Source organism: Mitsuokella sp. UBA4253, assembly GCF_002395285.1.
In the GTDB taxonomy this organism is placed as follows: Bacteria; Bacillota; Negativicutes; order Selenomonadales; family Selenomonadaceae; genus Mitsuokella; species Mitsuokella jalaludinii.
Genome location: NZ_DGWR01000018.1, coordinates 54,682 through 66,987, shown reverse-complemented (window position 1 = coordinate 66,987; position 12,306 = coordinate 54,682). Strand labels below are relative to the sequence as shown.

Here is a 12,306-nt window from a genome sequence, read left to right as displayed (position 1 = left end):
GTTCGGTCCATATCCATCGCGGGCGCAAGATACATGAGGGAGACTGCTCCTAGTACGAGAGGACCGGAGTGGACGGACCGCCGGTGTACCAGTTGTTTCGCCAGAAGCACAGCTGGGTAGCTGCGTCCGGAAGGGATAAACGCTGAAAGCATCTAAGCGTGAAGCCCGTCCCGAGATGAAGTATCTCATAGCACAAGCTAGTAAGACACCTTGAAGAAGACAAGGTTGATAGGGTAGATGTGGAAGTGCTGCAAGGCATGAAGCTGACTACTACTAATATGTCGAGGGCTTAACTAGAGAACTGAAATGTTCGCAGAGTAATTTCTTCTGTATAGTTTTGAATGTGCAAGCATTCAAATAGAATATCCGGTGATGATGCCTGAATGGTTCCACCTGTTCCCATACCGAACACAGTAGTTAAGCATTCAGAGGCCGAAAGTACTTGTCTGGAGACGGACTGGGAGGATAGGGAGTTGCCGGTTAAGCAAGGGCTCCGCTGAGGCGGAGCCTTTTTGTGTATTGTCCTTCCGTATCTCAGGGAGATGGTTTTCGTATTTGCAGACCGATTTGATATTTGATATACTGAATGAGTTGTAACGTTTTATTTTAGATATAAGGGGCGATATTGGATGCCTGAGATGCGCAAACAGAGACGCAGCTTTCGACGGGTCAAGTGGCTTGGACTCATCCTCGTCGTCATCATTGCTGTCGTGCTTGGCTGCTACGCTGGCATAAATAGAAAGAATCCTGCTCATGAGATCGGTGATACAGACCATGAGATCATCCACGTCATGATCATGGGTGTGGACAGCCGCAAGGATGATGTGGGCCGCAGTGATACCTTGATGGTGGCTTCCATCGACAAGACGGCGGAGAAGGCGGCTCTCCTGTCAATCCCGCGTGACACGCGCGTGGCGATTGACGGCCATGGCTACGATAAGATCAACCATGCCTATGCCTATGGCGGCCATGCCCTGTCGCAGAAGTCGGTCGAGGGGCTGCTCGGCGTGCCGATGGATCACTACATCATCATCGACACGAAGTCGTTTGAGCGCATCATCGACGCCATCGGCGGCGTCGACATCGATGTCGAGAAGCGCATGCATTACGAGGACCCCTGGGATGACAATGGCGGCCTCGTCATCGACCTCTATCCGGGTGAGCAGCACATGGATGGCAAAAAAGCCATCCAGTACGTGCGCTACCGCGACGGTGAGGGCGATATCGGGCGCATCGGGCGTCAGCAGAAGTTTATGAAGGCCTGCCTCGCTCAGGTCCTCACGCCGGAGATTCTGCCGCGCCTGCCGGACATCGTCAAGGAAGTCAGTTCGGCTGTCAAGACGGACATGTCGGTGACAGAGCTCTTGAGCTTTGCCAAGATGATGAAGACGTTCCAAGCAAACGGTCTCGAGGCGCAGATGGTCCCGGGGCAGCCAGCCTACCACAAGGACATCAGCTATTGGATCCCGGACATCACGGATGTGCGCGACCTGCTGGCGTCGGAGCTCGGCCTGACTTTGACGGAGGCGGCAGAGCAGGAGGCGCAGGAGGCTGAGGACAAGTATGATGCGGATCTGCCGAAGGACCTCAAGATGCTCGCCCACAAGACGAGCGGCGGCACGAAGCTCACGGATCAGGATAAGAAGGATTCGGATGATGAGCCGATGAAGCCGGAGGAGATCGCGGTCATGGTCATCAACTCGAGCGGCATCGACGGTGCCGGTGCGGAAGTCGCCGCTGCCCTGCAGCGCAAGGGCTTCATCATCTCGGGTGTCGAGACGGGCAAGACGAGCTCGAATCCGACGACGACGATCACGACGTCGACGCGCAATACGGATGTATTCTACGGCATGCCGTTTGCCTGCGTCATCCGCGACGGCGGCAGTTCGAACCAGGCTGTCGTCAACATCGGCCGTGACTATCACAAAAAAGGGAAATGACGGATGAAAGAGACGGAGCAGACGCTCCGTCTTTCTCGCAATTCGCTGGATTTTTACAGACTTGATTTATTGGAGTGAATACATTGGCAATGCTACGAGTTACGGGGCTCAAGAAGTCATTCGGCATCGACGAGCTCTTCCACGATGTCAGTTTCGAGGTCGCGCGCGGCGACAAGGTCGGCTTTGTCGGGGCAAATGGTGCCGGCAAGACGACGCTCATGCGCTGCCTGCTCGGCCAGGAGGAGAATGACGGCGGCACGATACAGCTCGATGAGGCGGCGACTATCGGCTATGTCGAGCAGCAGGCCGACTTCGGCACAGGGACGCTCTACGAGGAGTTCCTGCGCGCCTTTGACGATGTCATCGCGCTCGGCGAGCGCAAGAAGGCGCTCGAGAAGAAGATTGCCGTCGACCACGCAGAGGAGACGATGCGCGCCTACAGCAAGGTCGTCGAGCGCTTCGAACTGCTCGACGGCTACGACTACGAGAGCCGCATCCGCCGCGTGGCCTTCGGCCTCGGCTTCACGGAGGAGGACTTTGAGAAGAACGTCGCGCATTTCTCCGGCGGCCAGAAGACGCGCATCTGCCTGACGAAGGCGCTCTTGCGCGAGCCGGACTTCCTCTTCCTCGACGAGCCGACGAACCACCTCGACATCCACATGATCGAGTGGCTCGAGGGCTTCCTCAAGAATTACTCCGGCGGGGTCCTGATCATCTCGCATGACCGATACTTCCTTGACCACGTCGCCACGCGTATTCTCGAGCTTTCTGGCCATACGGTCACGGATTACGACGGAAACTACACCTACTACATGAAGGTAAAGACAGAGCGCCGCGCGGCGCTGCAGTCAGCCTACGAGAAGCAGCAGGAGCACATCAGGAAGACGGAGGAGTACATCCGCAAGTACAAGGCGGGCATCAAGAGCAAGCAGGCGCGCGGCCGCCAGAGCCAGCTCAACCGGCTCGAGCGCATCGTGCTGCCGCCGGAAGATGCGTCCTTCAACTACTTCGCGCTCAATAAGCCGCCTGAGTGCGCGGAGCGCGTGGCAGAGCTTGAGGACGTCTCGGTGTCGTTCGGCAGCCACAAGATCTTCGATCACCTCTCGATGCTCATCCGACGCGGTGACGGTGTGGCCCTCGTCGGACCGAACGGCGCGGGCAAGACGACGCTCTTGCGTGTCCTCGTCGGCGAACTCGAATCCTCGACGGGCCGCGTCAAGATCGGCAGCCGCGTCAAGATCGGCTACTTCTCGCAGCAGCACGAGGGCCTGAACATGGACAACACCATCCTCGATGAGCTCATCTACGAGTACGGCATCAACGAGGAGCAGGCGCGCCGCTACCTCGGCGCTTTCCTGTTCCATGGTGACGAAGTCCTGCGGCGCATCGGTGACCTCTCAGGCGGCGAACAGTCGCGTGTGGCCTTCCTCAAGCTCATGCTCACGGGCGCGAATTTCCTCGTGCTCGACGAGCCGACGAACCACCTCGACATTCCCGCGCGCGAGGCCGTCGAGGAGGCGCTCATGGCCTTCCCTGGCACGTTCCTGGCCGTCTCACACGACCGCTACTTCCTCGATAAGGTCGCAAACTGCACGTTAGAGCTCGAGAACGGCAAGCTGACGGAATACCTCGGCAACTACAGCTACTACCTCATGAAGAAGGAAGTTGCGGAGGAAGAGGCGCGCGAGGAGCGCGAAGCGCTTGAAGCAGCCGAACGGGAACAGCAGGCCAAGGCCAAGCACGAGGCAGAGGCGAGACGAAAGGCTGCGGCGCAGGAAGAGAAGACAGATGATGAGGTGAAAAAGGCGGCAGAGCGCCGTGCCGAGGAGAAGAAGCGCGCTGAGCTCGGGCGCATCCAGAGTATGAGCGATGCGAAGCGCGAGGAGATGGTCCAGCGCGCCGAGGCGGAGATCGCGATGGCCGAGGCAGAGCTCAAGGGCCTCGAATTCCAGATGAACAATCCGGCCGTCCAGGCCGACCCGCAGCAGAGCCAGGCCATTGCCGAGGCGTACGCGGCGAAGGAGAAGGAGATCGAGATGCGCTATGAGAAGTGGGAGCGCCTGACAGAGGCGTGATGATATGCGAGAGGAGGCAGCATGATGAAGAACGAAACGATTCAGACATTCCTGCCGGGATTGGAGACGGAAGAGGAGATCGAGGGCGTCGTCGAGCGCATCGTCTTTACGAATGAGGCGAGCCCCTTCACGGTCTTCTCGTTCAAGCCGCTGCGCAAGAACAGCCGCATCACAGCACTCGCGAACGTCGAGGCACCGCTCGTCGGCCAGCAGCTTCGCCTGCGCGGGCACTGGACACAGCACAAGCGCTACGGCCAGCAGTTCCAGGTCACGGGGCTTCGCATCGAGGCGCCGTCAAGTGCCGAGGGCATTGAGCGCTTCCTAGCCTCCGGCGTCGTCGACGGCATCGGCCCGTCGCTGGCCAAGCGCATCGTGCAGAAGTTCGGCAAGAAAACGCTGACCGTCATCGAGCAGACGCCACACCGCCTCAGCGAGGTAGCAGGCATCGGCAAGAAGACCATCGAGAAGATCACGGCCTCGTACACCTCGCAGTCGGAGCTCCGCGACATCATGCTCTGGCTGGAGACACACCACATCTCGGGCACGTATGCGGCGCGCATCTTCAAGAAGTACGGCTCCTTCTCCATCGACACCCTCGAGAATCACCCGTACCAGCTGGCCAGCGAGGTCGACGGCATCGGCTTCATCATCGCGGACTCCATCGCGAAGAGCCTCGGCATCGCCGCGGAGGATCGCAGTCGCATCTCTGCGGGTATCGACTTTGCCCTGCAGAAGATCGCACAGCAGGGGCACTGCTGCATCCCTGAAGCAGCGCTTGAGAAGCAGGCAGCAGACCTCCTCAAAGTCGAGCAGGAGACGGTGCGCAAGGTCCTGAAAGACCTTCTTCAGGCCAAGCAGCTCGCCGTCGAGTATGTTGGCGCGGAGACGCTCATCTACCCGCCGTACCTCTACCGCGCGGAGATCAAAGCAGCGCGCAAGCTGCTCTACCTGCAGAAGTACGCCGATTCCATCGCGATGGAGACGGACCCGTCGACGCTCGTCGCGCACTGGGAGCAGATTGCGGGCATCCAGCTCGCGGACAAGCAGAAAGAAGCGCTCGAAGACGTTCTGCAGTACGGCGTCTTTGTGCTGACAGGCGGCCCCGGCACGGGCAAGACGACTGTCGTGCGCGGCATGATCGACCTCCTGCACCTGCAGGGCCTTACTGTCCTGCTCGGCGCGCCGACGGGGCGCGCGGCCAAGCGCCTCGCCGAGGCGACGGGGCAGAAGGCTGTGACTGTCCACCGCATGCTCGAGGCGCAGGGCGCAGGCGGTTCGAGCGCGCCGACTTTCGGCAAGAACGAGGACGAGCAGCTCGAGGCCGATGTCATCATCCTCGATGAAGTCTCGATGATGGACATCACGCTCATGCAGCACTTCCTCGCCGCCGTGCCGGACGGCTCGCACGTCATCTTCGTCGGCGATGTCGACCAGCTGCCGTCTGTCGGCCCGGGCACGGTCCTGCGCGATATCCTGCGCTCCGGCGTCATCCCGAGCGTCCGACTGACCGACATCTTCCGTCAGAAGGGGGAGAGCAGCATCGTCATGAACGCGCATGCGATCAATGCGGGCCGCCTGCCCGTCTGCTCGCCGCAGGGCGATTTCCAATTCTGGGAGATCGATGACGATGAAGCCGTGGCTGAGCAGATTGTCGCGCTTTGCACGAAGATCCTGCCGCAGCAGGGCTTCTCCCCGCTGACGGACATCCAGGTGCTCGCGCCGATGCACCGCCAGGCCTGCGGCACGGACAACCTCAACAAGGTCCTGCAGGCGGCCCTGAACCCGAAGTCGCCGCAGCGGCCGGAACTCACGAACGCCGCGCAGACCTTCCGCCTCGGCGACAAGGTCATCCAGACGAAGAACAACTACACGAAGCAGGTCTTCAACGGCGACATCGGCTTCGTCATGGCCATCGAGCCGGGCCGCATGACGGTCTACTTCGGTGATGAGCTCGAGGTCGACTACGAGAGCGGCGAGTTCGGTGAACTCTCGCTCGCCTACGCACTGACCGTCCACAAGAGCCAGGGCAGCGAGTACCCTGTCGTCATCCTGCCGCTCGTGCGCTCGCACACGATTATGATGCAGCGCAACCTGCTCTACACGGCCGTGACGCGCGCCAAGCGCGAGGTCATCCTGCTCGGCTCCAAAGCTGCGCTTAACACAGCTGTTGCCAACAACCGCACGAGCAAGCGCTATACGCTGCTGGCCGAGCGCCTCCACTACGGTTTTGAACGCTGAGATATTCATGCATACAGTATATGCACAAGTATTAATCTTAATTGTTACACAACTTTGCAAGAATACAGAATACTTCCGGTCGAAGTGTAAACAATTGCTGGGAAATAGAGTATACTAGTCCCTGGAAAGAAGAACTCATCTAGGTCTGTATGGAAAGGGAATGGTATCATGAAGAATGGGATCCTGGCAATCGTCGGCTTATGCGTATGGGGTGGCCTGCTCATGTTGCAGGGCACGCCGAAAGTCAGCGAGGAGATTGCTGCAGAAGTCGTGCAGACGATGCACCCGCAGGCAGAAGTCGAGAACGTCACGCAGGTCGGGGTAGACAAGGTCTATAAAGTCGCCTACTATGAGGGCGGCCAGGCCGGTGTCGTCGAGGTATCGGAGAACGGCCAGCTTCCTCGCTGAGCCGACACGTGTCAATTCGCTATACGTCAAAAAAGAAGGGCTGCGCTCTGGGCGCGCCCTTCTTTTGCTATGTCTTGTTAAAAGAAGATGGAAGATATCCGGCTCATCCAATCTGGGATGGGCTCGTCTCGTGGACAGAGGCTCTCTAGTGGGCGAGCAGGAAGGCTGAACATCCCGCCGCGATGGGGACGGTCAGGATGACGCCGATGCCGCCCGATAGGCCCTGCATGATGACGATGTCGAGGCTGTTCGAGTTCAGCAGCTGCAGGAACGGCAGGTCGTAGACGTAGTCGAGCACCCAGGTGCCGAGGCTGCCGCCGAAGACGGCGAGGATCAGCGTGGCGGCCATCGTGCCCATGACATCCTGCCCGACGCGCATGCCGCTCTTGAAGAGCGCCCGCGCGGATGTATCCGGGTTCTGGCTGTGGATCTTGACATCGACATGAAAAGAACCTACTCAGATATACACCATATTTCTCTTCGATACTGTCACTTGATTCTTGACGATTCCACTCTATCATCTGAATGCATTGGCGTTGTTACCGGCATGTAAAGTTTTTGTTATTCTCGGGCGGGGCTGTGGTAGAATGGAAGGGAATGCGAACAGGATCAGGAGGTGCAGCGATATGGAAGATTGGCAGGATTTGCTCGAGGGGCTCAACGATGCGCAGCGCGAGGCGGTGACGACGACAGAGGGCTTTGTGCGTGTGCTGGCGGGCGCGGGTTCCGGGAAGACGCGGGCGCTCACGCACCGCTTTGCCTACCTCGTCGAGGAGCTCGGCATCCTGCCGGGCAACATCCTCTGCGTGACGTTTACCAACAAGGCGGCGACGGAGATGCGCAGCCGCATTCACGCCTTGACGGGCGACAACGACACGGGCTACATCAACACGTTCCACGGCTTCTGCGTCTCCATCCTGCAGGAGGACAGCCATGCCGTTGGCTACCCGAAGAGTTTCCTCGTGCTCGACAACGCCGACATCGACGACATGCTCGCCAAGATCTACGAGGAGCGCGGCCTGACCCTGCGCGATATGACGTACGGCCAGGCGCGCGACATGTTCGAGATGCGCAAGCTCGTGCAGCAGCCCGACTACTACAAGGAGCTCATTGCTCTGCCGCTCACCGCGCTCAAGGAGAAGTACGACAAGGCGCAGACGAAGCAGGACATTCTCTTCTACGGCTATCTCTATGAAGAGAAGAAGTGCTTCGGCCTCGACTACAACGACCTCATCAAGTTCTCGCTGCACATCTTCGCCGAGCACGAGGACATCCGCAAGAAGTGGCAGCAGCGCCTCGAGTACATCATGATCGATGAGTTCCAGGACATCGACGAGCCGCAGTACCGCCTCATGAATGTGCTCTGCGGCTGGCACAAGAACCTCTTCGTCGTCGGCGACCCCGACCAGACCATCTACACGTGGCGCGGCGCTTCGGGGCGCTATCTCCTGGACTTCGATACGCACTTCCCAGGGACAAAGACAATCTACATGCTCGAGAACTACCGCTCGACGCCGGAAATCCTTTCTGTCGTCAACTCGCTGATTGCCAAGAACACAAGCCGCATCGAGAAGGACCTTGTGCCTGTAAAGGGACATGGCCATAAGGTCATCTGCCACCATGCGACTGCCGCGAGCGAGGAGGCGAGCTGGCTGGCCGGCGAGATGGCGAGGCTCCACGAAGAGGGCGTCGCGTACCGCGAGATGGCAGTGCTCTACCGCGCCCACTACATCACGCGCAGTATCGAAGAGCAGCTCCTCCGGGCGGAGATTCCCTACATGATCTACAGCGGTGTCCAGTTCTTCGCGCGGCGCGAGATCAAGGACGCGCTCTCGTACCTGCGCCTTCTCGCCTACCGCGATGACCTGTCCTTCCTGCGCGTCGTCAACGTGCCGAAGCGCAACATCGGCCAGCGGCGGCGCAAGTTCCTGACGGAATATGCTGAAGCACATGAGATGACGCTCTATCAGGCCATGCAGGCGAGTATCGAGGACCCGATCTGGAAGGGCACGAAGGCAAGGGAATTCCTGCAGCTCGTCGAGGGGCTGGCTGATGTCAGTGAGGGGGCATCCGTCTCGGAGGTGCTGGCGGAGGTGCTCGACAGGAGCGGCTACGAGGCCATGCTGCGCACGGAGGGCAGTCAGGCGCGCCTCGACAACCTCGCGGAGCTCAAGCAATCGGTCCGCGAGTACGAAGTCAGCTGCGGCGAGGAGGCGGGGCTCACAGACTACCTCGCGCATGCGGCGCTCTTCACGAATCAGGATGTCGGCGATCCGGGCGACAAAGTGAAGCTCATGACCGTTCATACGGCCAAGGGGCTGGAGTTCCCGTACGTATTTCTCGTGGCGCTCAATGAAGGCATCTTCCCCTCGCGCAAGACGCGCACGCCCGAGGCGATGGAGGAGGAGCGGCGGCTCGCCTTCGTCGCGATGACGCGGGCGGAGAAGGGCCTCTATCTGTCGGATGCCGAAGGACTCAACATCGACGGCTCGATGCGCTACCCCTCGCGCTTCATCCTCGACATCGACCACGTGCTCCTCGACTTCACCGCGCCGCTGCCCGAGCGCCTCGTGCGCGCGGCGCGCGACTTCGTCCGGGCCTCCGCGCGCCGCCTTTCGCGCCAGACGGAATCCCTGGCTTTCCGGGAGGGGGACCGCGTGACACACCGTGTCTTTGGTGACGGAACCGTCGTTGCCATCGATGCAGAAAAGGGAGCGTATGTCATCCACTTTGATGAGCTGGCGACGAACCGTAGCATTGCCTTCCGCGCGAAGTTGCAGAAAATCGGCTGACTATCACTTTCCTTGCCTGAATGCGGCCGCGGTGCTATACTTCAGGAAAAGGATGTGAATGGAATCATGATGAATGATAGAGAAAAGAAAGTCCTGTGCTTCGGCGTGGCCATCGGCATCTTGCTCGGTGTCATAGCCATCAAGACCGTGGGGACGCGCGGCGCTGTGATATTCGCAGCGCTGGCCTTCCTCATCCCGCTCGTGCCGGAGCTGCGCGCGCGGGCTAGAAAGAGTAGGCTGCCGCAGGTACCCTCCATCGAGAAGCCGCATCTTGAAGCACCGCATGTCACGATGCCTCATATTGAGACACCGCATATCGAGGTCCCACATGTCGCGATGTCGCATCTCGAGAAGCCCCATGTCGAACTGCCCGAGGTCGACCTCTCGAGCGACTGGCTCAGCAACAAGGCCATCGTCATCTACTTCATGATCTTCATCATCAGCTTTGTCATCGGCTACGTCGTGCTGAACTGATTGCGACAAAAAATGCTGCCACAGAGGAGAGCGCTCCTCTATGGCAGCATTTTTTATGGGAAGATCAGTCGATGAAGTTCGTCATGGTGACGGGTTCGTGCGTGGGATAGTCGATGCCAGCCTGTCTGCCGGCCTCGATGCACTTCGTGATCCAGGCGATATTGCGCGCGAGTGTGCGCATCGTCTGCAGGCCTTCAAGGTCCTTGCGGACTTCGTCCGGTGTGAAGCCGTGTACCTGGTTCCAGTACTGGGAGCCGACGACGACCATGTTGGACATCTGGAAGTACTTGTTCAGGCGGTCAAAGGCTGCCGTCGCGCCGCCGCGGCGGCAGGAGACGATGGAGGCGGCCACTTTGCCGTGCATTCTGGCGTCCTTCGTGCAGCTGAAGGTCAGGCGGTCGAGGAAGCTCGTGATGAAGCCCGTCGGGCCGCCGTAGTAGACGGGCGAGCCGACGACGAGGCCATCGGCAGCGGCGAGTTTGTCGGCCGTCTCATTGACGATGTCCGCAAAGACACAGCGGCCGGTCTTCATACAGCTGTGGCAGGCAATGCAGTCCTGCACCGCTTTCTTGCCGAGCCAGATCATCTCCGTCTCGACGCCCTGCTCGTGGAGTGTGGCGGCAATCTCTGCCAGTGCAGTGTAGGTGCAGCCCTTCTCATTGGGACTGCCGTTGATCAAAAGGATTTTGCTCATAGTGATTACCTCTGCGAATAAGATTATAATACGTTTGCTTATCTTCTTCGCGCTCCATAGCCCAAAGTCCTGTCAACGATGCAGATTATGACAGAAAAAGAGCTTGGCGGCCAAGCTCTTTTTGCATGCGATGTGCGAGATTTGAAATGTGGTGAACGGAAATCAGTTCTCGTAGGCTTCTTCGAGCTCTTCGAGCGTCTTCTGCTTGCTCTCCTTGCCGAGTGTCAGGACGACGGCGGAGATGATGACGAAGACGGAGGCAAACATCAGGAAGATGGTGCTCATGCCGAAGGCATTGGCGAGCATCATGCCGACGAGCATCGGGGCGATCATGCCGCCGATGCGGCCGAAGCCTGCCGCCCAGCCGGAGCCGAGTGCGCGGATCGTCGTCGGGTACTGCTCTGGCGTGTAAGTGTAGATGACGCCCCAGGCACCGAGGTTGAAGAAGCTCATGGCCGCACCCCAGGCGAGAAGCGAAGAAGCGCTTGCGGCATTGCCGAAGAAGAAACTGCAGATACCGGACATCAGAAGGAACAGCGAGAGCGTGTACTTGCGGCCGATGACGTCGACGAGCCAGGCGGCAGCGTAGTAACCCGGCAGCTGGGCAAGCGTCATGATGAGCACGTATTCAAACGTCTTGACGACGGCAAAGCCCTGGGCAAAGACGATGGACGGCAGCCACATGAAGATGCCGTAGTAGCTGAAGACAATGCCGAACCAGGCGAGCCAGAGCATGATGGTGCGCGTGCGGAATGGCTTCGTCCAGAGCGTCGTGAAGCTCGTCGCAGCGGCGTTTGGCTGTTCGCGCTCTGCTTCACTGAGCTCTTTGGCGAACGGGCGGCTCTCGACGTGGAGCTTGCGCTCGAGTTCGAGGATGATGTCCTTGGCGTCATTGATGCGGCCGTGCGAGATCAGATAGCGCACGGACTCCGGCATGTGCAGGCGAATCAGGAAGACGTAGAGCGCCGGGATCGTGCCGATGACGAAGGCAATCTGCCAGCCGAAGTGCGGGATCAGCAGGTAGGCGATGCAGGCGGCGACGAGCCAGCCCACACCCCAGAAGCTCTCGAGCAGGACGATGAAGCGCCCGCGCAGATGGCTCGGTGCGTACTCGCTCATGAGCGTCGCGGCGACCGGAAGCTCACCGCCGAGTCCGAAGCCGACGAGGAAGCGGAAGACGAGCAGTGACTCATAGCTCCAAGAAAGAGCACAGAGCCCTGTCGAGATGCTGTAGAGTAGCACCGTGATGGTGAAGACCTTCTTGCGGCCGATGCGGTCAGCGACCGTGCCGGCGAGCACGGCGCCGAGCGCCATGCCGATGAGGCCAATCGAGCCAATCCAGCCGGCCTGTGCAGGCGTGAGTCCCCAGTCCTTTGTCAAGACAGGCAGGACGAAGGCAATCAGGCCCGTGTCCATCGAGTCGAAGAGCCAGCCGAGGCCCGTGACCAAGAGAAGCTTGTAGTGGAAGGAGCCAACCGGCAGGGCTTCCAGGCGTTCGAGAATCATGCAAATAACCTCTTTCCCAAAATTCTCAAATGAGATGAATCGATGATGACATCTTCATTCAGCTGTCATGACAGCTGAATGTGTTATTGTTATTTTAACGGATTCTCAGGAAAATGCAAGGGCCCGGCGAGAAGTCGGAGCAATTCATTACTGAGCCGATGGAATCCGAATGGAACCGA

Annotated in this window: 9 protein-coding genes and 2 rRNA genes; 8 read left to right on the top strand and 3 right to left on the bottom strand. The window is 59.4% G+C overall.

Annotated features, from left to right (window positions below; all coding sequences use genetic code 11):
- The 6 genes from B2X55_RS10740 to B2X55_RS10715 all read left to right on the top strand — a co-directional run.
- A 23S ribosomal RNA gene (locus tag B2X55_RS10740) occupies positions 1-297 on the top strand; the annotation flags it as partial.
- Between the two features lie 68 nt (positions 298-365).
- Positions 366-482, top strand: a 5S ribosomal RNA gene (gene rrf / locus B2X55_RS10735).
- Positions 483-638: 156 nt separating this feature from the next.
- Positions 639-1,940, top strand: coding sequence for an LCP family protein (locus tag B2X55_RS10730; protein WP_286822117.1), 1,302 nt, complete (start codon positions 639-641; stop codon positions 1,938-1,940).
- An 89-nt stretch (positions 1,941-2,029) separates the two neighbouring features.
- Entirely contained in the window at positions 2,030-4,015 is a 1,986-nt protein-coding gene (locus B2X55_RS10725) for an ABC-F family ATP-binding cassette domain-containing protein (RefSeq protein ID WP_286822120.1), read from the top strand.
- 24 nt (positions 4,016-4,039) lie between these two features.
- Entirely contained in the window at positions 4,040-6,253 is a 2,214-nt protein-coding gene (locus B2X55_RS10720; protein ID WP_286822116.1) for an ATP-dependent RecD-like DNA helicase, read from the top strand.
- A gap of 168 nt (positions 6,254-6,421) precedes the next feature.
- Positions 6,422-6,661: a hypothetical protein gene (locus B2X55_RS10715; protein ID WP_286822115.1), complete on the top strand. Its 240-nt coding sequence runs from the start codon at positions 6,422-6,424 to the stop codon at positions 6,659-6,661.
- A 145-nt stretch (positions 6,662-6,806) separates the two neighbouring features.
- Here B2X55_RS10715 and B2X55_RS10710 read toward each other — a convergent pair whose 3' ends face one another.
- Positions 6,807-7,091 carry a YibE/F family protein gene (locus tag B2X55_RS10710; protein WP_286822119.1) on the bottom strand — a complete coding sequence of 95 codons (285 nt, stop codon included), beginning with the start codon at positions 7,089-7,091 and terminating at the stop codon, positions 6,807-6,809.
- A gap of 196 nt (positions 7,092-7,287) precedes the next feature.
- Here B2X55_RS10710 and B2X55_RS10705 point away from each other — a divergent pair, with 196 nt between their 5' ends.
- Together B2X55_RS10705 and B2X55_RS10700 are read left to right on the top strand one after the other, a co-directional pair.
- On the top strand, positions 7,288-9,453 hold the full coding sequence (locus B2X55_RS10705; RefSeq protein ID WP_286822114.1) for an ATP-dependent helicase: 2,166 nt from the start codon (positions 7,288-7,290) through the stop codon (positions 9,451-9,453).
- Between the two features lie 69 nt (positions 9,454-9,522).
- Positions 9,523-9,927 (top strand): hypothetical protein, encoded by a 405-nt coding sequence (locus tag B2X55_RS10700; protein ID WP_286822113.1) that lies wholly within the window; start codon positions 9,523-9,525, stop codon positions 9,925-9,927.
- 64 nt (positions 9,928-9,991) lie between these two features.
- On the opposite strand, the gene B2X55_RS10695 is transcribed toward B2X55_RS10700, so the two are convergent.
- Positions 9,992-10,621 (bottom strand): flavodoxin family protein, encoded by a 630-nt coding sequence (locus B2X55_RS10695; RefSeq protein WP_286822112.1) that lies wholly within the window; start codon positions 10,619-10,621, stop codon positions 9,992-9,994.
- Between the two features lie 162 nt (positions 10,622-10,783).
- Positions 10,784-12,127 carry an MFS transporter gene (locus tag B2X55_RS10690; protein WP_286822110.1) on the bottom strand — a complete coding sequence of 448 codons (1,344 nt, stop codon included), beginning with the start codon at positions 12,125-12,127 and terminating at the stop codon, positions 10,784-10,786.
- Between the last annotated feature and the right edge of the window lie 179 nt (positions 12,128-12,306).

Coding starts and splice junctions, on each gene's coding strand:
- B2X55_RS10730 (WP_286822117.1), top strand. CDS start 639: ATGCGCAAACAGAGACGCAGCTTTCGACGGGTCAAGTGGCTTGGACTC.
- B2X55_RS10725 (WP_286822120.1), top strand. CDS start 2,030: ATGCTACGAGTTACGGGGCTCAAGAAGTCATTCGGCATCGACGAGCTC.
- B2X55_RS10720 (WP_286822116.1), top strand. CDS start 4,040: ATGAAGAACGAAACGATTCAGACATTCCTGCCGGGATTGGAGACGGAA.
- B2X55_RS10715 (WP_286822115.1), top strand. CDS start 6,422: ATGAAGAATGGGATCCTGGCAATCGTCGGCTTATGCGTATGGGGTGGC.
- B2X55_RS10705 (WP_286822114.1), top strand. CDS start 7,288: ATGGAAGATTGGCAGGATTTGCTCGAGGGGCTCAACGATGCGCAGCGC.
- B2X55_RS10700 (WP_286822113.1), top strand. CDS start 9,523: ATGAATGATAGAGAAAAGAAAGTCCTGTGCTTCGGCGTGGCCATCGGC.
- B2X55_RS10695 (WP_286822112.1), bottom strand. CDS start 10,621: ATGAGCAAAATCCTTTTGATCAACGGCAGTCCCAATGAGAAGGGCTGC.
- B2X55_RS10690 (WP_286822110.1), bottom strand. CDS start 12,127: ATGATTCTCGAACGCCTGGAAGCCCTGCCGGTTGGCTCCTTCCACTAC.